A 22334-nucleotide genomic window follows, 5' to 3' on the forward strand; every position below is an offset into this window, starting at 1 on the left:
GCATGATCAAGGGTGTGATGTTCGACTTCTCTGGGACCCTCTTCCGGATCGAATCGGCCGCGCAGTGGCTGCGCGCGGTGGCAACGAAGGCCGGTCTGGACGTGCCCGAGGGTGAACTCGAGGCGTGCGTCAGCCGGCTGGAAGAGTTCGGGGCTCAGCCCGGAGGGGTTCCTCCGCGCACAGTGCCGCCCCATCTGGAGGCACTGTGGCGGGAGCGCGATTTGACCGCCGAACGACACCGGGCTGCCTTCACAGCCCTTACCCGGGAAGCGAAGCTGCCTGCGGCTGACCTGGCCGAGGCCCTGTATGAACGTTCCCAAGTGTCCGGGGCATGGCTGCCTTATCCCGACACCGAGGAAACCCTCCGCGCCCTGCGCGGGCGAGGCATCCCGGTCGCTGTCGTCAGCAACATCGGCTGGGACATGCGCCCTGTCTTCCGCGACCACGGTGTCGATGCCCTCGTGGACGCCTACTTCCTCTCCTTCGAGTGCGGGGTGAAGAAGCCCGATCCCCGGATCTTCCAGATGGCGTGCGACAAGCTCGGAGTAGCGCCCGGCGATGCACTCATGGTGGGAGACGAGCCTGTTGCGGACGTGGGCGCTGCCAAGCTGGGGTGCCGAGTCCACCTAGTTGATCCCTTGCCCGTTGACCTGCGTCCCGGCGCGCTGGCCGAGGTGCTCCAGCTCCTCTGACGTGGCCCGACCGGGGCGGCTTTCGGCGCGATGTTGAGGGCCCGGCGACCGAACGCCGTCCAGTCCTCGGGCTCGATACCGCGCAAACGTACCCGCTTACCAGCCCAGAGAAGTCATCCCCTATCCGATCACGCCGCAAGATGCGATGCACAGGCCCTCCTGACCCTGGCCTGAACTGTCTTGTCATACCAGTGGAGCCAGATCAACTTGGTACGTCAGTGGAGCCCCGAAACGCTGGTGCGCTGGTGCCAAAAGGAGTGCTTACAAACAGTGAGGGAGGTCAGGCTGGTGTTGAATGCGCTCTCATGAGCGAGAGCGGTCGTGTGGCGAGCCGGACGGCGGTGCTGGTCTGTCAGGGGCAGGCGGCCGCGGACGGCAGGGCCGTTCCTGGCCGGTTCGCTGATCCGGTGGCGGTGCAGCTGCTGCGTGCCGCCGAGCGTACGCCCGTGGACGAGGTGCGCGCGGGCACGCCTCCGGCGGGGTGGCGGGCGCGCACCGTTTACGAGGGTGTGCGGGCGTGTGCCGAAGTGGTCGTGCCGCGGACGGTTGCGATCGACGAGGCCCTGCGGGCCCGCGTGACCGGCCAGCTGGTGATCCTCGGCGCCGGTCTGGATACGCGCGCGTGGCGTCTGCACGAGCTCACGCAGACGGATGTGTGGGAGGTCGACCATCCGGCCTCCCAGCAGGACAAGCGCGCCCGCCTCGCCGATGCCGCGCAAGCGGTCCGAGGGCCGGACGAGGGCCATCGCGCCGCTGCTGGACTGCCGACCATGGCCCGTTCGGTACGGTTCACACCGGTGGATTTCGCCGTCGGTGATGTCGGTGCGGCGTTGGATGCCGCGGGGCACGACCCATCTGCGCCCACGACATGGCTGTGGGAGGGCGTCGTGCCGTACCTCACCCCCGACGAGGTGCGCGCCACGGTGGCCGCGCTCGACGCCCGGACGGTCTCAAGAAGTGCGCTCATCGTCAACTATCAGACGCCGTCGGTGAAGGCGGCCGCGGGGCGGCTGCTGACACGTGTGCTCGGGAGTTCGGTCACGTCGGGCGAGCCGTGGCGCTCTTTGTGGAGGCCGCAACAGATGGCCGCACTGCTTGCGGAATACGGCATGCGGGTGGTGTCGGACGAGACACTCCTCGCCCTCGCGCACACCATCGGCAGCCCGGCAAGGGGGAGGATTTCCCTGCAATCGGGTCGCGTGGCTGTCGCAGAAAGCCACTGACCTGACGGGCACGATGACCGAGCAGCAACGACAGAAACACTCGCAGATTCACCGGGTTCCTCCGAGGATGCCCTGGCCTTCAGGCCGGGGAGGAATCGGAGTCCTGCGGAGCAGGGCAGGGATAGCCGGGTCGCCGTCAGGGTGATCCGGCGTCCACCCCGCATGGCGGTGAATGGCGCCCACAATGATCAAGAACTCTCAACTGTCAGTCCTCTCGGGTAGGTTCGGATGCATGACGGCAGAGGCGACCACGAAGGACACCGGGCATGCCCGGTACACCTTCCGTGTGCGCCTGTCGGCTGCCGCGCGGCGCGCACTTAAAGCGGAGTGGGCGCGCTGCCGGTGGATCTGGAATGAGTGCGTCGCGAAGTCCAAGCAGGCGCACGCGCAGAGCCGGGCGACCGGCGGGAAGGTGACCTGTGGTCCGGCGTAGTTGGACAGGATGCTGACCGAGGCCCGCGGGGTGTCGCCATGGCTGGCTGAGGGCGCGAGCGTGCCGCAGCAGCAGGTGATTCGGGACTTCGCCAGTTCGAGGGCGAAAGCGCTGAAGGACATCAAGGACCGGTTGCCGATGCACCGCCGGGCCGGGATGCCCCGCTTCAAGAAGAAGCGGGAGGCGCGGTGCAGCCTCAACTACACGAAGGGCGGTTTCCGCCTCAAGGACGGCCGCCTGCACCTTGCAGGCGGGATCGTGCTGAGGGTGGTGTGGTCGCGGCCCCTTCCGGCCGATCCGTCGAGTGTGCGCGTGTATCAGGACACGCTCGGACATTGTACGTGTCCTTCGTCGTTGCCGCGCAGAGAGAACCGCTCGCCCGCACGGGGCGCGTGCTCGGGGTGGACTGGGGTGTGAAGGAGGCCGCCACCACCACCGACGACGCCTACGATCTGCCGCATGGCGAGCACGGCCAGCGGGCCGCGCAGCGGCTGGCGAGGTATCAGCGGATGATGACCCGGCGTCGGCGTCCGAAGGGACAGCCCGCATCCGCGGGCTACCGGGCCGCGCAGGCGCGGGCGGCGAAGCTGCACAAGAAGGTGGCGAGGCAGCGTGAGGACACCGGCCGCAAGTGGGCCAAGTCGGTGATGCGTGGCCATGACGGGGTTGCGGTGGAGGACTTTAGGCCGAGGTTCCTGGCGAAGATCACCATGGCCCGCAAGGCGGCTGATGCCGCCATCGCCGCGACGAAGCGTGCCCTGTGCGAGATGGGCCGCAAGCACGGCCGTGCGGTTGCAAGTGGCTCTGGGCCGATGAGCGCCGGTAGGGTGGCCTGTTGTGGACGCGGGGGCAGGAAACGAGATGGTTGCGGTCCCGTCGGGACGGGTGACGCTGTCGGACCGGCGGACGCAGAGCAGTTGGCCGGTCGAGGTCGCGCCGTTTCAGATGTCGGCGTTCCCGGTCACGCAGTCCTGGTACGCACGAGTCACGGGCCGACGGCCGAGTAGCGCCCAGGGTGAGCGGCTGCCGGTTGAGGGCGTTTCGTGGTGGGACGCGGTCCAGTTCTGTAACGCCTTGTCCCAGCATGAGGGGTTGACGCCCGCGTATCACCTGTGCGTCGACGCCGAGACGGCCGAGTGGGACACCTCCGCAGACGGGTACCGGTTGCCGACCGAGGCCGAATGGGAGCACGCCTGCCGTGCGGGCACTACGGGCCCGCGGTACGGCCGGCTCGACGAGGTTGCCTGGTACCAGGGGAATTCCGCTGGACGGATCCACTCTGTCGGCGGCAAGCAACCCAACGCATGGGGCCTGTACGACATGCTGGGCAACGTGTGGGACTGGTGCTGGGACGTCTACGACGCCGAGGTGTACGGGGCCTACCGGGTGCTCCGTGGTGGTGGATGGGCCGACGAGCACTGGAGCTGCCGGGCGTCGGTGCGGCGGCGCAGCCACCCGACCTCCCGGATCGACGACGTAGGATTTCGCATCGTGCGCTCCACACCACTGCCTCGGCCTGTCTTCGACAGGGTCTGAGGGGACCACTTGGGCAGTGAGAACGGGGACCACGTCGCACCGAGTTCGCGGATCGGCCCGCAGGGTGTCGATCCGGCGATAGCGTGATCGTCATGACGGCTGAGGGCGAGGCGCTGGTCGGCGGGATGGTGAACGTGGGGGCGGTCTTCCGCCGGGGTGCGCTAGTTGAGCGCCCGGCGCCGCGCAACGCGCGCGCCCTGCATGCCCATCTCCTCGCGCTGAAGGAGCACGGCTTCGACGCGGCGCCGGCCCCTGTCGGTCTCACTGCGGATGGCCGTGAGCAGCTGTCCTTCATCCCAGGCGATGTGGCTCTGCCGCCGTTCCCGGACTGGGCGATGACGAAGGCTGCTCTGGAATCGGTGGGGAGCCTGCTGCGGCGCTTGCATGAGACCAGCGCGGCCGTGGCGGTCGACACCCGTGCCGAGTGGTCCTGGGACCTGGCTGACCCGGAGGGGGGAACGATGCTGTGCCACAACGACGTGTGCCCGGAGAACGTCGTCTTCCGTGACGGTCGTGCCGCTGCCCTGATCGATTTCGACTTGGCAGCCCCGGGCCGACCCCTTTGGGACATCGCCATGACCGCACGCTATTGGGTGCCCATGCTCGATCCCGGATCCGCAGCTGCCTTCTACCCCTCTGGGCTGGATGCGCCCGCACGGCTGCGGATCCTTGCCGACAGCTATGGCCTCTCGGCGGGGGACCGCGCTGAGTTGCCCGGCGTCATCGAGCAGGCCACGGAGGTCTGCCGGGCCTTCGTCGCCCGCCGGGTGGCCGACGGTGACCCTGTCTATCTCCAGGCGCTGGCCGAGCGTGGTGGATGGGAACGCTGGGACCGTTTGCAGACGTGGCTGGTGGACCACCGCAAGACGTTCACGGCTGCCCTGCTGAACTGACCGGACCGGACGTTCGAGGAGAAAGGTCCGCGGCTTGAGCCGAGCCGGGTCGGCGACCCTCCACACACCTGTCGGGGATGCGCTGACGGAGGTCCACCGAGGTTTCAAAGCTACCGCCAACACCCCCTACCCGGGCCAGCGGAACCACCCAATCGAAGTGGGCCCTCATGTTCGACTGGCAACAAGCCCGCTGCGCGATCTGCGCGCGGCCCGGTCGACGTGGCGGAACGCGTTCTGACTCTCTGGTCCTGGACCACGAACACGTGTCCGGCTATGCCCGGGGTACCTATTGATCAGAAAGTCATGGAGTTCTCGTTCAGGACGTAGCGGATATGTGAGCGACCTCAGCCGCCGTGGGTGCGCGCCCCCACCGCCTGGAGCACCGCCGACCGGATGCCGGGTGAGGCCTGTTGCGGGGCGTCTGACATGGTGGTGTGTGTGATGATCTCATCGGCGGCAGCCGGCGGAATGGCCCTGGTCGAACTAGGAATGGCACTGACGCCGGGCCCAAACATGGTGTACCTGGTGTCTCGGAGCGTCAGCCAGGGTCGAGTGGCTGGGCTTGTCTCGCTGGTCGGGACTGCGGTGGGCTTCCTCGTGTACATGACTTTGGCCAACGTGGGGTTGGCGGTGGTCTTCGTTGCCGTCCCGTGGCTGTACATCGGTTTTAAGGCTGTCGGCGCGGCCTACCTCGCATTCCTGGCCTGGCAGGCGCTCAGGCAGGGAGGCCGCGGGTTGTTCGAGCCACGCAGCCTCCAGCGGGACTCGCATTGGAGGCTGCTGCGGATGGGGCTGATCACCAACCTGCTCAACCCGAAGGTCGCCATCCTATACCTCGCGCTCATCCCGCAGTTCATCCATCCCGCACGCGGCCACACCACGGCCCAAGGGTTCGCTCTCGGCGCTGTGCAGATCGCGGTAGGCCTCACCGTGAACGCGCTGATCGTGCTCGCGGCTGGATCAATCGCCAGCCTGCTCAAGAGCCGCCCGGCATGGGCCAAGTGGCAACGCTGGACCACTGGGAGCCTTCTCGGTGTCGTCGCGATCGCCCTCGCCCGGGAGGTCCCCGCCCGCGCGCGGGCTTGACCTCTGTCCACAATCCTTCTTCGCACCACCACAAGCTCGCCGTCAGTTTCGGGCCCTCCGGTGCGGCCTGGATGGCGCGCTTTCTGGATCACCGTGCAGGTGTTGACTGTCTTATTTGATCAGAAAATCATGAGGTTCTCGTCCAGGCCGTAGCGGACGTGTGGGCCGCCGAAGTAGCCACGGACGATGTGCGGTTGTCGTTGGCGTTTACGGAAGAACCTGCGTGTCTCGGCGGGGAGTTCGGCCTGGTTCCGGGCCCGGTGCTGCTTGGCCAGGCTGAGTTTGAGGTCGGCGTTGACCAGTTCGTCGGGGTTGAGCTCGGCGAGTACGGCGGCAGGACATGCAGCTCGACGTCGTCGGGGTGGGCGGCGAGCCAGTCGCGGACCTTCCGCACCAGCCGCGCTCGGCGGCCGCCTCGGGAGAGCTGCTGGGAAGGTTTCCGGATGGTGTTCTGCTCGGCGGGGACAGCAAGAGGTTCTCACCGCGGCTCTTCGCCACCGAGGCGCGCGGACCGCGGCGCGGGACGTGAGCGCCGCGGTCCACGGCTTCATGGAAGGAACTTCACCTCTGGGAAGGCCGCGCTCGGGCCGTCGAGAAGATGCCTCCCGCGGTGCCGCAGGTGCAGGTCGAAGAAGGCGAGCGGGTAGGCCTGTTGGATCCGTACCGACCGGGCCGGGTCGAGGGTGCCGATCCAGTCCTGGATCTGCTGGTCGGTCATGCCGAGGATCTTGCCTGCCTGCGGGATGAGCGTCGCGTTGTCGCCGTATGAGTTGTGGACGGCCCCGTCGGCCTGGATGTTGAGCCGCCAGCCGCGAAGGTGCGTCCAGAACTCGGCGACGTCCGGCATGGCGGCCCGGGTGAACACGGCGGTCATCATCATGAACGGCCGGTCCAGGTCGGCGGTGATGGTCGGCTGCATCGGGCCGTCGATGCTCAACCCGGCCCTGACGCGCTGGTCGGCGAGCATGGTGAGCGCGGTGGCGGTGCCGCCCTTTGACCAGCCGAACGCGCCGATGCACCGCGGGTCGAGGGCGCCGAGCAGGCCCTGGGGCAGTGCCTTGCCGTCGACGTTGGGGTTATGTCCGGCGGCGAGCCCCTCCACACAGTCGAGCAGGAACCGGAGGTCCGCGGCGAAGTCCCTCGGGAACATCGGGACGTCGCCCGGGGTGACCACCCGGCCGTCGGGGAACTCGGTGAACGTGTCGTAGGTGTGGTCGACGGTGACCACGGCGTAGCCGTGGCTGGCGAGTTCCTGGACCATGATGGTGTGGTCACCGCGGTGGCTGCCCGAGCCGTGCGAGTACACGATGACGGGCAGGCGGCGGCCCGTACGGTGCACGGGGGCGCCCATGTGTCCGGCGGTGAGCGGGCCGAGGGCGGGGTCGATGGGGAAGTCGGCGTCTGTCAGGAACGCCCGCAGCGCTCCCTCGGGCATCCAGGGGGCACGCGGCAGGTCCTTCGTTCTGCGGGCGGGGTACCAGACGCTGGCCATCAACTCGCGGTGATGCGCAGGGCCGGCCACGGGATCCGGGCGTGAGGTGTCGATGAGGTGGAGCGGCACCGTGCCCACCGAGTGAGGCCCGGTGGGCGGAGGCAGCGTGAGTTGCGCCGGGCTGGAGGCGGTCGGAGCCGCCCACGCGCGGGATGCGACGCCGAGCGGCACGGCAGTCCCGATTCCAGCGGTCAGCGCTGCCCCGAGCATGTGACGGCGAGTCATTGGTTTTCGGCTGTTGGACGCCGTGACGGTCATGAATCCTCCCGAGTCTGGGCTTCTTGGTTGGAACCGGGCTCGCAGCCCGTGGCGCCGGGTCTGGGGCGGCATCGTCATGGCCTCGCGTCCGGTCCTCGACGTCGCTCCGCCGAGGCGGCTGCTTCCGGGCCGATCCTGATGTGGACGATGCCGCTGTCGAGGTCGATCGGCCCGCGGTAGGGGTCGCCCTCGCCGTCGTCGTCGCGCATCCACTCCAGACGCTGTCGCTCCTCCTGAACGTGGCGGGCGCTCGGAAGGAAGACCTCTTCGACGATGTTCACCGCAGGACACTGCCTTGATCGGGCCGAGGCTCCCGACAGGGCGACGGATGGTCTGAAGGCATGGGCATCGTCAAGGCTCCTGGCTGTGGATTCGGAGACAACCGCTGTCGTGTTGCGAAGAGCTCCATCAGCCCGGACGCCGATAGGAAGGATGTCCGGGACCGCTGCGGGGAGTTGGCGTGTCAGCCGTTGCGGGCGGCCTCGGGGCCGGTGATGCGTTTGAGTAGGGGGAGGGTTGAGGCGATGATGCCCAGCGAGGCGACGAGGCCGAGGGCGACGAGCGCGTAATACGCCACGCCCGGCGACATCAGGTCGTAGTGCATCTGCGATTTCAGGAACAGGGCGGAGGCGGCGAAGGCCGTACCGATCGAGATCGCGGAAACCGCCAGCAGCGGCAGTGTGCTCTCCAGGCCGATCACCCGCTGCAGCAGCCGCAGCGGCGCGCCGGTGAGCCGCAGCAGCGCGAACGGGCGTCGGCGATCCGACAGGCCCGCGACCACGCTCACCGCCAGGCTACAGCCGGCGATCGGCAGGGTGGTCAGCAGCACCACGTTGGCCAGTTGCCGCCAACCGGCCAGCTCCTGCTGCAAGTCGGTGCCCCAGTCGCCCACCGTTTGGGCCTGTTGGTGCGGGTAGGCGGTGGTGAGCAGGGTCCGTACGCGTTCCATGGTGGCTGTCGATCCGTCGGTGGCCACGTAGACGAGTTGTACGGGCAGCTTGGCGACGGCTGCGGTGCTGATCGAGGCGGCGGGCCACGGCAGGTTCGGGTGCGATTGGAGGCTGACGAACGCGTAGAAGTCGACGGCCGTGACGCTCGCGCCGGCCGGGCAGCGGCCCACCATGGGAGTCTGCGCCAGGTCGGAGCAGGTCACCAGTGCCGGCGCGTCCAGGGGCGGATCGCCAGGGTGGACTCTTCGGTGGGCCACCGTGCCGACGCTGCCGGGGTTGGCGTGGACGACCGCCACGCCCCGCACGCCCTGGATCGCCCGCACCTCGGTGAGCAGCCGTGTCGGGATGGCCCCGGCCAGCGGCGCCCGGCCGTCGCTGCCGGCCTCCACCACCGTCCGGGTCTGCCGGTCGCCGCCCAGCGTGCCGCGGTAGTCGTTGATGGTGCCGATGATGCTGACGGTTGCGGTGGTCACGAACAGGGCCAGGACGAGGCCGCTGACCGCGCGGAAGCCGGCCTTCGGGTCGTCGGCGAGCCGCCGCACCGCGATCAGGGCGGCCGGGCGTCGGGTGCGCCGGGCGACAGCCCGGGCGACGATCATGGTCAGGTATGGTCCGGCGATCACCAGGCCCAGCATCACCACCAGGAAGCCGGGGAGGTAGGCCGCCGTCTGGCCATTCCCGGTCGCCGGGCGGCGGCCGACGAAGACGAAGTACGCCAGTTCGGCCAGGCCCGCCAGCAGCGGGATCAGCCGCCAGGCGCGCGGCGGGCGCGGGGTCACCCGGCGGGTCACGCCGAGCGGGGAGACGGTGACCCGGCGCAGTGCGAGGCGCGCTGCGATCGCCGCTGCCACCGGCACGCCGACGACGACGCCGAGGGCCTGCGGGGCGCTGAGTGTCAGATCCGAAAGGAAGAACCGCTGCTGCCCGGTGAGCGGAACGGTGGCGACCAGCGGGCGCAGCGCGGCATAGAGCCCGAAGCCGGCCACCGTCCCGGCGGCCGCCGCCAGCGCGGACTCCACCGCCGAGAGCGCCGCCACCTGCCGGGGAGTGGCGCCGACCAGCCGCATCGCCGCGTACCGCTGTTCGCGCGTGGCGGCGGACAGGCGGGTCGCGGTGGCGATGAAGATCAGCACCGGGAAGATCAATGCCCCGGCCACCACGGAGGAGATGAGCGTCATCGCGTCGCCGCGCACGGCGTTGTCCCAGCACCCGTTGTCGCAGACGGATGGCCGGGTGCTTGCGATGGTCGTGACCGCTCTCGCCCCTGGTGCGTCCTTGATCTGGGCGGGGGTACGGCCGATGACAGCGATCAGCGAGTCCGGGGAGGCCAGAGCGGCGTCGCCGACCGTGCCGGTGAGCCGCCCGGGGAAGCGGTCGCCCAGCTGGTCGGCCGGGGTGTCGCGGATCAGCTTCGCCAGCGCCGGAGAGGCGTAGTACTCGCCTGGCGCCGGCAGATGTGTCAGGCCGGGCGGGACCGGCGAGGTGGGGCCGGTCGCGGCGACGTCGACCTCGGTGAGGGACTTGCCGTCGTAGTAGTCGCCGTGCGGCCACCACCACAGCGGGTCCGCCGACGCCTGCTCGGTACGACTCGGGGCGCCGGTGTCGAGCCACACCTGCCGCTGGTTCGTCCGCTCGACGGCGTTCACGCTGGCGAAGGTCGACAGCAGCAGCCCGACGCCGATGGCGACCGCGGCGGCGATCATGGCCAGCCGGGCGACCGCCTCCCGGCCGCCGCTGACCGTGAGGCGGAGCGCGAAGCCGATCACGAGGCGATCCGTCCGGTCGTGAGCAGGCTGGCCTTGCCGTCCCGGACGATGGCCTCGCGGTCGGCGTGCGCGGCGACCCGGGGTTCGTGGGTCACCAGGACGATGGTGGTGCCCTCCTCGTGGGCCGCGTCCACCATCAGGTCCATCACCTGCTCGCCGGTGAGCGAGTCGAGCGCCCCGGTCGGCTCGTCGGCGAACAGGACCTTGGGCCGGGCCACCAGACCGCGGGCCAGCGCCACTCGCTGCGCCTGGCCGCCCGACAACTCCCCGGAGCGGCGCCGCTCCAGGCCATCCAGGCCCATCCGGGCGAACCAGGGCCGTGCCTCGGCGAGCGCGGCCGCCCGGCGCACGCCGGAGAACAGCAGCGGCAGGGCGACGTTCTCCTCGGCGGTCAACTCGGGGACGAGCTGGCCGAACTGGAAGACAAAGCCGAAGGTGTCGCGGCGCAAGGCGCTGCGCTCGGCCTCGTTCAGGGTGTCGATGCGGCGTCCGTCGAAGTGCACCTCGCCCGAGTCGGGGGTGAGGATGCCGGCCAGGCAGTGCAGCAGGGTGGACTTGCCCGAGCCGCTCGGCCCCATCACGGCGAACACCTCGCCGGCCTCGATGGCCAGGCTGGCGCCGCGCAGGGCGGGGGTCTCGCCGAAGGAGAGAGTGAGGTCGCGGGCCTCGATCAGGGCGGTCATGTGCGCACCGCCGCTGCCAGCGTGTCCATCCGGGCCGTGGTCAGCTCGATCCATCGCAGGTCGGCCTCCAGGTGGAACAGGCCGTGGTCGGCGAGCAGGGCGTCGATGATCGGGCCATTGCGGCGCAGCTTCGTCAGCTCGTGCATCCGCTGCAGGTGGGCGGCCCGCTGGGTGTCGAGATACTGCTGGGCGTCGCGGCCGAGCATCAGGGCCAGCACGACTTTGGTGAACAGCACGGTCTGCAGATTGGGCTCGGGGGCCACCGGCTCGGTGAGCCAGGTCTCGAACTCCGTCGCCCCCGCCTCGGTGATCACGTAGCGCTTGCGCTCGGGGCCGACCCCGGGCTCCGCCTCGCCGGCGATGACCTTCCCGTCCCGCGCCAACCGGCCAAGCGTTGTGTAGACCTGCCCGTACGGCAGCGGCTTGCCGCGGTTGAAGAAGGCGTCGTAGTCGCGCTTGAGGTCGTAGCCATGGCTCGGCTCCCGCTCCAACAGCCCCAACAGGGTGAGAGGAACACTCATGCGAGGACCATACACCGCAGATATACTCCGAGTGTATATCTGCTGAGAGTACGTTCTGGTCCTGGGACCTAGCATCCGGTTGCCTGCCTGTCACCCGGCGACCAGCGTGTCGCCCTGAGCCGACTATCAGGGACGCTGGTTCAGATCTTTGGTCGGCTCCCGGTTGACGGCTCGCGCGGCGGCGAGTGTCGGCTTTGTGATCTGGAGGGCTGCCCTTTTCAGGCTGTAGCCGACAGCACGCGGTTTCGCCCGGCCCGGCCGGTATCCCGGCTGGACCGGGCGGCGCACAGTGCCGGGCCAGGGGCCGTCGGCCGACCGCGCGGGTCTGCTCATGGTTTGGCCGCTCAGGTCAGTTGTTCTGGGCTGTCGGTGACGCCGGCCGCGGCAAGGTGTTCGGCGTGCTCGGTTTTGGCGCGCAGGGCGGCCAGGGTCTCCTGCAGGCCGGCGACCTCGCTGAGCCAGACTTGTTGACGGGCCTCGGCGATGCGCTCGGTCAGGTTGGCCTCCAGCTCCCGTAGCAGCGGAAGTCGGCTGGGCTCGGGACGCAGCATGGGGCCGCGGACGCCTGCTTGTCTGAACTATCTGAGTGTTTGGTCCGTGGGATGGTTCCGGAATACGCCAGAGACCTGCCTTCTGCCAGCGGCAGAACACCGGCCCGACCGGGCTCGACGATCACTACAGTCCAGGCTCATGACGACGGTTACAACACGCACGATCGAATACGCGGCCGACGGCCTGACGATGATCGGGCATCTCGCGCTCCCGGCCGGTGTCGACCGTCGGCCCGCGGTCCTGGTCGGGCCCGAGGGGATGGGGCTCAGCGACGTCGAGCGCCGCCGGGCCGATGCGCTCGCCGAGCTGGGATACGTGGCGCTGGCCTTCGACCTCCACGGCGGGCGCTATTTGGGCGACCCTGAGGAGATGCTGGCCTGTTGCGTGCCGCTGCTCGCCGACCCCGGCCGGATGCGAGGCATCGGCCACGCGGCGCTCGACGTGCTCCGCGCCGAGCCGCGGGCCAACCCGGACCGGGTCGCCGCTGTCGGCTACGGCACCGGGGGCGCAATCGCGCTGGAACTCGGGCGCGACGGCGTCGACCTGCGCGCGATCGCGACAGTCAACGCGCTGACCACGGGCCGACCAGGCGAGACGGCGCGCATTCACTGCCCGGTGTGGGCCGGGGTCGGGTCGGAAGACCCGATCATGCCGCCCGCGCAACGGGACGCATTCACCGCCGAGATGCAGGCTGCGGGCGTCGACTGGCGCCTCGTGGTCTATGGCGGCGCCTTGCACGCCTTCCATCACCCGCCGGTCGACCACACCGTGCTCCCGGGGGTCGGCTACCACCCGCAGCACGCGCAGCGAGCTTGGCGGGACGTCGTCGACCTGCTCGCCGAGTGCCTGCCCATAACGGAGTGATCTGGTCGGCAACCACGATCCTGGACCGCAACCTCAGGTCGAACGGGTCGATCAGCCAGAGCACGGGTGTTTCGGCACGGCCGCGATGGGCAAGCACAGACAGCTGAGGCTGCTGTGCGGCAAAGGTGCCCGGCGCCTGCACGCTGATGTTCAACTGCGGCGAGCGAGGCACTTTGGCGAACTGCCGCTGGAGTTCCTCCACCCGGTCGGGGTGCTCTTCGAGACAGATGACGTTGAGCCGGTTGAAGTTCGCCGTGCCGCCGGTGCTGCTTTCCTGCCTGTTGCTGGCGGGTTGTTCGAACGTTTCGTCCTCCGGGTCGGGCACCTCGGGGAAGGGCGGAGCGTCGGCGGCGGGGCCGTCGGGGACTGCCGTACCTGCGGGAGCGGCGAAGATTGCGGTGGGTGCGGGGCCGCAGACTACGTACACGGTGCAGCAGCAGCCGCCCGCAGGCAGCTGCTGCTGCACCGGTACGAGAAGGGCGAGCCCCTCGAAGACCGGTCGTGCACGCCAGGTGCCATCTCGCCGGCGGTGACGCAGGCGAACCTGGCGACGACGATCTGCCGCAAGGGCGGCTACACCAAGAACATCCGGCCGCCGGAGGCGATCACCCGCAAGGAAAAGGCGGCGAACGCCGCCTCCTTCGGCTACAAGGGCAGCCTCGGCGACGCTGAGTACGACCACCTGCTTTCCCTGCAGTTGGGCGGTGACCCGAACGACGCCCGCAACCTGTGGGTGGAGCCGGCCGACCCGGGGCACGAGCCGGGCTCGGGGGTGAACAACCTGAAGGACCCGGTAGAGACGAAACTGCACACGGCGGTCTGCTCGGGGAAGGTCACCCTGGCCGCGGCACAGCAGGCGATCGTCACCGATTGGACCACGGCGCTCAGTCGGCTGGGGCTCGGCTGAGGCTTCGGCTTGCCGTCGGCGAGGGTCGGGTACGGCGTGCGCATCCGTGGTGGCCTCTGGCAGGGAGGCGGAGCCGATGCGCTGACGGGCATTTCCAGGCCGACCAGAGCGGGCTGGAGACGGCTGGTCATGCTCGTGCGGTTGTGACTGTGCAAGAGAGTTGGAGGTCTCCTGCACATGAGATCGGTTGCGCCCGGGGTTCGGTGAGGGTGTCGAGCAGATCGGCGAGGAATCACAGCACGAAGGTGCGTGCCTTCGCTTCCTGCGGTGGGATGGCGCCGAACTCGTCACGCCAGGCCGCTGTGTCCATTCCCATCGCGGCGGCCACGGGGACACCGGTGACCATCGGCGTCTGGGCAGGGTCGGCCAGGTTCGAAGTTATGCCATGGCTCGGCCGGAGGGGCGAGCCGCGAGTCCGTGGGACTAATCATCGACGAGTACGCCCTCTTTTTGCCGCTTGCGATCCTCCAGGCGCCGACTTCTTGACGCAGTATTTCCTTCAACTTTCGGCACCTTCGCATTGACGCACGGAAAGGGGGCCGCATGGCCCCGTTTCCCATGAAAACCCTGTGCATTCTCATTGACCGGAACGCGTCAAGTCTGCTTTGCTTCTCGCCGTCTGACAGGGCATCACCTGCTACGACCAGCAAACACGCGTTGTGGCAGGGGAGTTGCGCAGCCACGTAATGCCGTTGTGAGTCCCCGGCTGTCGGGCAGGTACCCAAGCCCGCACAGTCACCCGGCACAGCCCCGTCGACGTGTCACACAGCTCGCCTCCACCGCACCCACGGCGGAGGCCTGTACGCAGAAAGGAACCCATTACCCATGGGTAAACCCCACATCCGCGGCGCGGCCCGGGCGACCCTGAGCGGTCTCGCGTCGTTGTCCCTTCTCACCGCCGCGGCACTCGCCTCCATACCCCAGGCGACAGCCGCCCCCCAGGCCCCAGGTCACACGGCCAGACCGAACCCATACGACCCGGCTTACCAGCACCCGTACCGGCACGGTGTCCTTCCGACCATCCAGCAGCACGCCAGGATGAAGTCCTGGTCGGCCGCCCATCCCGCCGCGACCGCGGCGACCGGCCCGGAGACGCTCTCCTACGGCGGCGGCATCGACGGCATCGGCGTCCAGAGCGGCCACTCAAAGGTCTACCTGGTCTTCTACGGCTCGCAGTGGGGCACGCAGAGCACCAACGGCAGCGGCGACGCCACGTTCTCCGGCGACCCGGACGGCGCGGCCCCGGTCACCCAGGAGATGTTCAAGGGCATCGGCACGGGCAACGAGCTGTGGTCCGCCGACCTCACCCAATGGTGTGACGGCCCCAACGTGGCGACCGGCGCCACCAGTTGCCCGTCCAACGCCAACTTCGTCCCGTACCAGAGCGGCGGTGTGCTGGCCGGCGTGTGGTACGACAACTCGGCGGCCTCCCCGAGTGCCGCGACCGGGCACCAGCTGGGTGCCGAGGCCGTCAAGGCGGCCGGTCACTTCGGCAACACCACCGCGGCCGCCAACCGTGACGCGTACTATGTCATCCTGTCCCCGCACGGTACGAACCCGGACAACTACCAGGGTCAGTACTGCGCCTGGCACGACTACAACGGCGACAGCACCCTGACCGGCGGCCCGGTGTCCTCCTCCTACGGCGACATTGCGTTCAGCAACCAGCCGTACAACATGGACTCCGGCGCGGGCTGCGGTGTCGGCTTCGTCAACTCACCCGGCACGCTCGACGGTTGGACCATGACACTCGGCCACGAGTGGCACGAGATGATGTCCGACCAGAACCCGGCCGGCGGCTGGACCAACCACACCGGCAGCTCCTACGACGGCCAGGAGAACTCCGACGAGTGCGCCTGGATCTCACCCGGCAGCACGGGCGGCGCGGCCAACGTGAAGATGGGCACCGGCACCTTCGCCGAGCAGGCGAGCTGGTCCAACGACACCAACTCCTGCGCCATCTCCCACCCGATCGTCGGCGGCGGCACGGGCGGCGGCGGTACCCTCACCAACGGCACCTTCGAGACCGGCAGCCTGTCCAGCTGGACCACCAGCGGCAGCACCTCCGCCACCTCCTCCGCGGCGCACAGCGGCAGTTACGGCGCGATGGCCGGCTCGACCAGCCCGACCAACACCTCCTCCCTCTCCCAGAGCTTCACCGCGCCGTCCGGCACCAGCAAGGTCTCCTTCTGGTACAACGTCACCTGCCCGGACACGGTGACCTACGACTGGGCGACGGCCACGCTCCAGGACACCACGTCCGGCACCACCACGACGCTGCTGGGCAAGACCTGCACCCAGGGCGCAGGCTGGAAGCAGGTGTCCGGCACCGTCACCCCGGGCCACAACTACACGCTCACCCTGACCAACAAGGACGACAACTACGCGGGTGACGCGACGTACACCTACTACGACGACGTGACCGTCTCCTGACCTTCACCCCGTACCGCGGGGGGCGGGCCGCCGCCCCGCCCCCCGCCCTCCACCGCCGTCCGTCCCCCCGGGCGGCGTCCACGGGAGCGCCCATGCCACACCTGCCGGCCCGCCGCCGCCCCGTTCGGCTGCGCCCGCTGCGCACCGGCCTCACCTGCCTGGCGGCCGCGGCCTGCCTCCTCACCTGCCTGGCGGCCGCGGCCTGCCTCCTCACCGGATGTTCCGGCGGCGCCGCCGGATCCCTTCCCGCCACACCGCCGCCGGACTCAGGCACCTCCGCTGCTTCGGCCAGCCACTCCTCCGGACCCCTCGTCCTCGACGAACGGACGCGGGGAACCACCGTCCGGGTGACCACCGGCACGCTCGTCGTGGTACGCCTGCATAGCACCTACTGGTCGACCCCGGCCGGATCGAACCCGCAGGTGCTCGCCCCGTCTGGGGCCGGCACCACCCCCGCCGCCACCTGCCCGCCCGGCCGCGGCTGCGGGACCTCCTCGGCACGGTTCACCGCCCGCCGACCCGGTACCGCGCACATCACGGCCTGGCGCACCTCGTGCGGCGAGGCGATGCGCTGCTCCCCAGGCCAGGAACGCTACGAGGTCACCGTCACCGTCACCCGGTAGCGCCCGCAGCAAGCCTCAGCCGCCGCTCAGCACCGCTCGCAGCTGCTCCAGCCCCCGCATCGCGCGCGGACCATCCTGGGGGCCAGCAGCTTGCCCGCTCCGGGCTGGCCCAAGACGTACACGGCACGCGGATCGTCCCGGCTGATGATGCCGCTGGCTTCGTAAGTGAGAACGCTACAAGTGACCAGGCCACCGTCGAGGCCAGGTACTTCGGTGAGGTCTTCGACCGCCCTTCCCCGGAACCGCTGCCCCGGTGGCAGGACTCCAACGGCAGCGATCTGTGGTACGAGGTCGGGGAACTCCTGCCGCAGCCGCCGAGAGGAGACACCCTTGAGCTTGAACGCCACCAGCTCGGTTTCGAAGTCCTCGCACACGGCCCGCATGATCTCCTCCATGCGCCGCAGGTGGACGTCACGGAAGACCTTGTGAGGGTACTTCGTCACGAAAACCAAGTGCGTGTGAAGGGCGAACGCGCGGTGTCGACCCGTTCTGATGTTGCCGTATTCGGCCATAAACCACGTATGTATGGTGATCGGTATGCAGTTGAGGTACAGCTTCCGCCTGTACCGAACGGGCCCCAGCGCAGTGCGCTGGCCAGGGCGTTCGGGTGCGCACGCGTCGTGTTCAACGACGCCTTGCGTATCCGCAAGGACGCCCACGAGCGAGCGCGGACATCCGCTCGATGGCGGCGACCGGCATGGCCCAGTCGGCCATTTCCAGGATCTGACGTGCCTTCGCCCTGGCCCCGCACCGCTCCGAGACGTTCGAAGGGCTGCGGACGGCATCCCACCGGGCGCCACGCTCGATGCGGCGCAGCGGAGACGGAGGACGAGCCGAAGCTCGTGACGCAATCAGCACCACGCGACACCACCGCCCCCCGGTCCTGCATCGGCCGTCGAGGGCGCGGCCTCCCGCTCGCGCTACCCCATCCGGGCGACTGATACACGACATCATGCTGTTTGTGCTATTAGGTTCCTATTATCTCCATTATCCAGGTGTTGGAGCTGCCCTCACTGAAGACGGGCGTCCCAAGCCGAGGAGAGTGGAAACGATGACGACATCGCCTCGATGGCGATCTGTTGTGGCGTCAGCAGCCGCGGCCGCTGCGCTCTTCGCTGCACCGCTGGCAGGCGCGGTGACCGCCTACGCCGATAGCTACCCCAGCACCCCGCATCAGACGCACACACCTAACCGCGAGCACGGTTCGGACGAGGATGGCTGCAAGGAGCACGGCTCCGAGGAGCACGGTTCGGACGAGGACGGCTGCAAGGAGCACGGCTCCGAGGAGCACGGTTCGGACGAGGATGGCTGCAAGGAGCACGGCTGCGACAACGACGAAAAGCGCCCGGACAAGCCGGAACTCGCCCACACCGGTGCAGACCATACGAAGGAGGCGGTCCTGGGCGGTGCAGCCGCCGCTCTGATCGCGGCAGGCGCCGGCACCGTGCTGATTGCGCGCCGCCGCAGCAACTCATAACGGGGTCTCCAGCACATCCGCCGCCCTCTCGAGCGTCCCGGTCATACACCGAACGCCCCCGGGCACACCGGCGCGGTCCATGGCCTTCTGGCCAGGAACGCGCAACCGGCCGCCGCTGTCGCACCGGCAGCGGCGGCTGCCTGGACCAGCCCCACCTGCTTGCTCACCTGCCACGAGCTGCTCGGCCACGCGGCAACCGCCGCCCACCACTATGCAGCCGCCTCCCGCGCTGTCTCAGACTGCTTCATCGGTGGGCCGTCTCAACTCCATTGCATTTCCCAACTCTTCGCCGCTCTGCCCGGCTATACCGTCACTCGCTCGCCCCGGCGCGGCAAGAAGGAGTCCGCCGACTGTGATGCGCCCCTGCCTTTGACCTTCACGGAGTTCACCGCCGAGGTCCTGGCCTGGATAACGTGGTGGAACACCGAGCATCGCCCCGACGGCCTGAGCGGCCAGAGCCCCGTCGAGGCATGGCAGAGGGACCTCACGCCGCTCTCTGACATCCCTGAGGCCGCTGCGTGGGCTCTGATGCTGGAGGGCGAGGGTCGGGCGTGGAAGCTGACCAGCCACGGGGTGCGCTGGCGAGGCCGTGACTACGTCGGCGCGTGGATGGCCGGTCAGGCCGGCCGCAGTGTCCGTATCCGGTACATACCCCATCACGATCATGGCGGATGGTGAGCAATCGGTAGCTCCTCCTCGGTCAAGGCGGTGACAGTGAGTGAGGTATCCGTCGTCTTGATGATCGCCGGTTTGCCGACCGGGGTTCACCGGCTATGTGGTGAGGCGGGTCTCCTGCCCGCTCGTGGCCGGGTGAGTGGCGTGCCAGGCTTCCCAGATCTCGGCGCGGAGTCTGCCGCGTGATGGTACGTGCATGCCCTGGTCGCGTGCCCAGGCCCGTACCTCGGCCACGTTCGGCGCCGGGGCCACGGACCGGGGCCGCCGGGCGGTGGGGACAGGTGCGCCGGTCGGCGTGGGCGGCAGGTGCTCTGGAGTGGTGGTCGCGAAGCCGCGGCGTTCGAGGATGCGGCGGCGCTTGTGGTGCATGCGTTCCAGGAGGGGGGCGTTGGCGTCGAGGTAGTCGTGGGCCTCGACGTGGGACTTCCGCGCTTCGGTGTTGCGCATGATCCGGCCGACCTGCTGGATGACCCGGCCCTTGAACGAGATGGGACTGGTCAGGAAGAGCGTGTCGAGGCGTGGTGCGTCGAAGCCCTCGCCGGCGAGTTTGTCGATCGCCAGGAGCACCAGCGGTTCATCGTGTTCCTCGGACAGGGCAGAACGGACCCGGGCGCGCTCGGTCGGTGGCATGCCGCCGTGCAGGATCAGCGGGGTGATGCCGTGAGGTTGGAGGGCTTCGGCGAGCTGCTGGAGGTGTTCGAGGCGGTTGGTCAGGGCCAGGCTGCAGCGGCCGCGTCGGGCGGCGTCGGCGATGTCCGCAGCGATCAGCTGATTGCGGGCGTCGTGGTGGGCGAGTTGGTTGTAGATGGCCTGGATCGAGGCGCCGTCGGTGCCCGGTTCGTCGGTGGTGAAGGTGGTGGGGTGCACGATGAGGTGCTTGGCGAAGGTGCTGGTGTCGTCGATCTCGTGGCGGATCGGGCCGCACTGCATCGTGATCAACGGGTCCATCTGGTCTGCCCGGTAGGGGGTGGCGGACAGCCCGATGAAGCGCGGTGCCTTCGCTCGGCGGATCGCGGCTTCGGCGCCGGGTGCGCCGACGGCGTGGCACTCATCCACGATGACCAGCCCGTACCCGTTGAGTAGGTCGTCGGGGGCGTCGCGGTGGGACAGCGTCTGCAGCATGATCAGGTCGACGATGTGGCCGCGACGGTCTTTGCCGCCGCCGAGCGAGCCGACCGGGCTGTCGCCCAAGTCCAGGAAGGCGGCCAGACGCTCCTGCCACTGGGTCAGCAGTTCTGCCCGGTTCACGATCACTGCGGTCGGGGTGTGGTGGTGGGCGATCAGGGCGCAGGCCATGACGGTCTTGCCGGAGCCGGGTGGCGCGACCAGGATGCCCGCCGGATGGCCGCCCATCGCCTCCACAGCGGTGCGCTGGGTGGTGGTCAGCTCGCCTGTGAAGTGGGCGGTGATCGTAGGGGGTTCGGGCAGTTCGCTCGTGACGTCGAGGGTACCGCCGGCGGCGGCGATGAGCTGGGTGGCCTCGTCCACCAGGCCGCGGGGCAGTTTGAGCCAGTCGGGGTCGGATGCGTCGAAACAGCAGACGAGGCGCGGTGTGGCCCAGGTGGAGAAGCGCTGGTTCTGTTTGCGGTAGAACTCCGGGTTGTGGAACGACGCCGCGTGCTTGAGTGCGGCCAGCAGTTGCGGCGGCAATCCGGCTGTGGAGATCGAAAGCATCGCCGCGAGCCGGGCCTGGACGCGGCCGGGAGCCTTACCGAGTGCCTTGCGGCGGGGCTTGCGCCCCAGCTCCGGGGCGGTCGGGGAAGGTCCGGCCTTGACCGGGCCGAGCTTGTCGACGAGCACGTCGACGTCGGCCGGGGACAGCCGTTCGGTGCGTGCGAGGTGGGCGAACTGGTCGGGGTAGGGCTGCCAAGTGGCGGGGTCCACGAAGACGGTGGTGCCCTTGCCGCGGGAGACGCCGTGCAGCGGCAGCGCGATCAGGCTGCCGAACCGGAAGCGGCCCTTGGCCTTGCTCGGCAGGAAGTCCTGGGCGGGAAAGAGCCGGTCGTAGCTGGACAGCGCCATCTGCCCGCGGGCGTCGATCGCCTGGCGCAGCAGCGCCATCCCCAGGGCGCGGGCAGTGGCCGCCGCGACGGGCGCGGTGAAGAATGTCCACACGTGCGCGCCCTTCCCTGACCGGGAGATTTCGAGGACGGCGGGAACGCCCGCCTCATGGCAGGCCGTGACGTACGCGCTCGCGTCGGCGCGCCAGTCGCTGCCGTCCTTGCCGTCGAAGTCGCACGCCAACAGCCGGCAGGTGTCGTCGGCCAGCAGCGGATACAGCCCGATGTGCAGCTCGCTGCGGCCCTGACAGGTCGGGTCCAGATGGCGGTAGACGGTTTCGTCGGTCAGCGGCCAGAACACCCGGTCCTCGTCGGCTTTGTTCTTGTCGAACGGGTTGTCCTCGGCCGGGCTCCAGCCGGTCCGGCCGGACCTGGCGCTGACCCATCGCTTCGCGTAGACGTCCTCGCGGCCTGCGAACAGGGACCTAAACAGGGTGATCTTCGCCTCGGCACTGGATGAGGCGTCCGCATACGGCAGCCCGCCGGGCCCGGCTGGTGGAAGTGCTGGGACGGCCTCGGAAGCAGGCGGCATGTCGACAGGTGCAGTCTGGGTGTCTCGGCTCAGGAGGCTGCACAGCCGGGCGTTGTCCGCTCTCAGCCGGGCAATCTCCCCGCGAAGCTCTGCGTTCTCCTCCAGCACAACGTCGAGACGGATGCGCAATTCATCGGGATCGAGGTAGTCGGACCAGTCCTCCACGGTTCCCATGATCCAGACTGCGCGTGCGTCACGCAGCGAAACCAGTCAGGTTTCCCTCTCCCGACGCCCCTGTTTCGCAGTGGGGTAGATGGAGCGCTTGGGAGCGGACGGTGATCCGGGTCCGTACGGCTGTGCCGGTGTATGCGTCGCCGTGTGCGGACCGGCAGTGCCGTTCAGGAGCAGTACCGCGAAGGCAGCGGCGATCACAGCCGGGCCTGCCAGGCCGGCCACCGCGTCGCCTTCGCCACCGCGTCCGAATGGGTCGACCGCCTGGCCGCCGCCCACCACGCCGGACGCCTCCAGGCCAAGCTCACCAAGCTCGGCCGCTACCCGCTGATCGTGATCGACGAAGTGGGCTGTGCGCCACGACTGGAGACTGGGACTTGAGTGGCTGTTGTCGTTCCGAATCTGAGGGCGGCGTTTTCGCTGGTCAGGCATAGCGTGGGTGACCCGGTGGGAGTGGTGGCATGTCGTGTCGTCGCTCCCCGGGAGGTTGCGGATGCCGTCCGTCGT

At 69.1% G+C, this 22334-nt stretch carries 19 protein-coding genes and 5 pseudogenes; 15 read left to right on the plus strand and 9 right to left on the minus strand.

The annotated features are described in order from the left end of the window. Positions 1-2: 2 nt before the first annotated feature. From SRB17_RS41615 to SRB17_RS41645, 7 genes and pseudogenes are all read left to right on the plus strand, one after another. Positions 3-692: an HAD family hydrolase gene (locus SRB17_RS41615; RefSeq protein ID WP_153546886.1), complete on the plus strand. Its 690-nt coding sequence runs from the start codon at positions 3-5 to the stop codon at positions 690-692. Between the two features lie 305 nt (positions 693-997). After that, positions 998-1915, plus strand: coding sequence for a class I SAM-dependent methyltransferase (locus SRB17_RS41620; RefSeq protein ID WP_153546888.1), 918 nt, complete (start codon positions 998-1000; stop codon positions 1913-1915). Positions 1916-2348: 433 nt separating this feature from the next. Then, positions 2349-3142, plus strand: a pseudogene (locus SRB17_RS41625) (RNA-guided endonuclease InsQ/TnpB family protein); the annotation flags it as partial. A gap of 67 nt (positions 3143-3209) precedes the next feature. Continuing rightward, positions 3210-3884, plus strand: a complete 675-nt coding sequence (locus SRB17_RS41630) for a formylglycine-generating enzyme family protein (RefSeq protein WP_153546890.1) — start codon at positions 3210-3212, stop codon at positions 3882-3884. A 92-nt stretch (positions 3885-3976) separates the two neighbouring features. Beyond that, on the plus strand, positions 3977-4777 hold the full coding sequence (locus tag SRB17_RS41635) for a phosphotransferase (RefSeq protein WP_153546892.1): 801 nt from the start codon (positions 3977-3979) through the stop codon (positions 4775-4777). 155 nt (positions 4778-4932) lie between these two features. Continuing rightward, positions 4933-5070 (plus strand): annotated as a pseudogene (locus SRB17_RS48725) (endonuclease domain-containing protein); the annotation flags it as partial. Between the two features lie 196 nt (positions 5071-5266). Beyond that, positions 5267-5863 (plus strand): LysE family translocator, encoded by a 597-nt coding sequence (locus tag SRB17_RS41645; RefSeq protein ID WP_416237137.1) that lies wholly within the window; start codon positions 5267-5269, stop codon positions 5861-5863. A 119-nt stretch (positions 5864-5982) separates the two neighbouring features. Here the strand turns inward: SRB17_RS41645 and SRB17_RS47130 are convergent. Next, positions 5983-6254 (minus strand): annotated as a pseudogene (locus SRB17_RS47130) (transposase); the annotation flags it as partial. Here SRB17_RS47130 and SRB17_RS45730 point away from each other — a divergent pair. Then, on the plus strand, positions 6204-6392 hold the full coding sequence (locus SRB17_RS45730; protein WP_194294314.1) for a hypothetical protein: 189 nt from the start codon (positions 6204-6206) through the stop codon (positions 6390-6392). The pseudogene SRB17_RS47130 and the gene SRB17_RS45730 overlap by 51 nt on opposite strands. A gap of 18 nt (positions 6393-6410) precedes the next feature. Here SRB17_RS45730 and SRB17_RS41650 read toward each other — a convergent pair whose 3' ends face one another. The 6 genes from SRB17_RS41650 to SRB17_RS41675 form a co-directional block, all read right to left on the minus strand. Then, entirely contained in the window at positions 6411-7691 is a 1281-nt protein-coding gene (locus SRB17_RS41650; RefSeq protein WP_323377487.1) for an acetylhydrolase, read from the minus strand. Beyond that, a complete protein-coding gene (locus tag SRB17_RS41655; protein ID WP_323377488.1) occupies positions 7688-7894 on the minus strand; it encodes a DUF6191 domain-containing protein in 207 nt (68 codons plus the stop codon). Before SRB17_RS41655 ends, SRB17_RS41650 begins: the two co-directional genes overlap by 4 nt. A 182-nt stretch (positions 7895-8076) precedes the next feature. Beyond that, positions 8077-10329: an ABC transporter permease gene (locus tag SRB17_RS41660; RefSeq protein ID WP_228396604.1), complete on the minus strand. Its 2253-nt coding sequence runs from the start codon at positions 10327-10329 to the stop codon at positions 8077-8079. Continuing rightward, positions 10326-11012 carry an ABC transporter ATP-binding protein gene (locus tag SRB17_RS41665; protein ID WP_153546899.1) on the minus strand — a complete coding sequence of 229 codons (687 nt, stop codon included), beginning with the start codon at positions 11010-11012 and terminating at the stop codon, positions 10326-10328. Before SRB17_RS41665 ends, SRB17_RS41660 begins: the two co-directional genes overlap by 4 nt. Further along, on the minus strand, positions 11009-11533 hold the full coding sequence (locus tag SRB17_RS41670) for a PadR family transcriptional regulator (RefSeq protein ID WP_153546902.1): 525 nt from the start codon (positions 11531-11533) through the stop codon (positions 11009-11011). Before SRB17_RS41670 ends, SRB17_RS41665 begins: the two co-directional genes overlap by 4 nt. Positions 11534-11877: 344 nt before the next feature. Further along, positions 11878-12084, minus strand: coding sequence for a hypothetical protein (locus SRB17_RS41675; protein ID WP_153546904.1), 207 nt, complete (start codon positions 12082-12084; stop codon positions 11878-11880). Positions 12085-12223: 139 nt separating this feature from the next. Between SRB17_RS41675 and SRB17_RS41680 the strand changes: the two genes are divergently transcribed. From SRB17_RS41680 to SRB17_RS41695, 4 genes are all read left to right on the plus strand, one after another. Further along, complete coding sequence (locus tag SRB17_RS41680) at positions 12224-12949, plus strand: dienelactone hydrolase family protein (protein ID WP_153546906.1); 726 nt, start codon at positions 12224-12226, stop codon at positions 12947-12949. Between the two features lie 85 nt (positions 12950-13034). Next, positions 13035-13856: a hypothetical protein gene (locus SRB17_RS41685; RefSeq protein ID WP_323377489.1), complete on the plus strand. Its 822-nt coding sequence runs from the start codon at positions 13035-13037 to the stop codon at positions 13854-13856. An 825-nt stretch (positions 13857-14681) separates the two neighbouring features. Continuing rightward, a complete protein-coding gene (locus SRB17_RS41690; protein ID WP_194294315.1) occupies positions 14682-16289 on the plus strand; it encodes a hypothetical protein in 1608 nt (535 codons plus the stop codon). Between the two features lie 92 nt (positions 16290-16381). Next, positions 16382-16912 carry a hypothetical protein gene (locus tag SRB17_RS41695; protein WP_153546908.1) on the plus strand — a complete coding sequence of 177 codons (531 nt, stop codon included), beginning with the start codon at positions 16382-16384 and terminating at the stop codon, positions 16910-16912. Positions 16913-17259: 347 nt separating this feature from the next. Here the strand turns inward: SRB17_RS41695 and SRB17_RS41705 are convergent. Next, positions 17260-17424, minus strand: a pseudogene (locus SRB17_RS41705) (transposase); the annotation flags it as partial. A 25-nt stretch (positions 17425-17449) separates the two neighbouring features. Between SRB17_RS41705 and SRB17_RS41710 the strand changes: the two are divergent. Then, a pseudogene (locus SRB17_RS41710) lies at positions 17450-17571 on the plus strand (helix-turn-helix domain-containing protein); the annotation flags it as partial. A gap of 977 nt (positions 17572-18548) precedes the next feature. Beyond that, positions 18549-19067: a Mu transposase C-terminal domain-containing protein gene (locus tag SRB17_RS47145; protein ID WP_153546910.1), complete on the plus strand. Its 519-nt coding sequence runs from the start codon at positions 18549-18551 to the stop codon at positions 19065-19067. A gap of 93 nt (positions 19068-19160) precedes the next feature. On the opposite strand, the gene SRB17_RS41725 is transcribed toward SRB17_RS47145, so the two are convergent. Continuing rightward, entirely contained in the window at positions 19161-21830 is a 2670-nt protein-coding gene (locus SRB17_RS41725) for a TOTE conflict system archaeo-eukaryotic primase domain-containing protein (RefSeq protein ID WP_153546912.1), read from the minus strand. A gap of 144 nt (positions 21831-21974) precedes the next feature. Between SRB17_RS41725 and SRB17_RS48320 the strand changes: the two genes are divergently transcribed. Continuing rightward, positions 21975-22208: an ATP-binding protein gene (locus tag SRB17_RS48320; protein ID WP_323377490.1), complete on the plus strand. Its 234-nt coding sequence runs from the start codon at positions 21975-21977 to the stop codon at positions 22206-22208. Positions 22209-22334 lie beyond the last annotated feature (126 nt).

This window comes from Streptomyces sp. RB17 (assembly GCF_009604455.1).
In the GTDB taxonomy this organism is placed as follows: domain Bacteria; phylum Actinomycetota; class Actinomycetes; order Streptomycetales; family Streptomycetaceae; genus Streptomyces.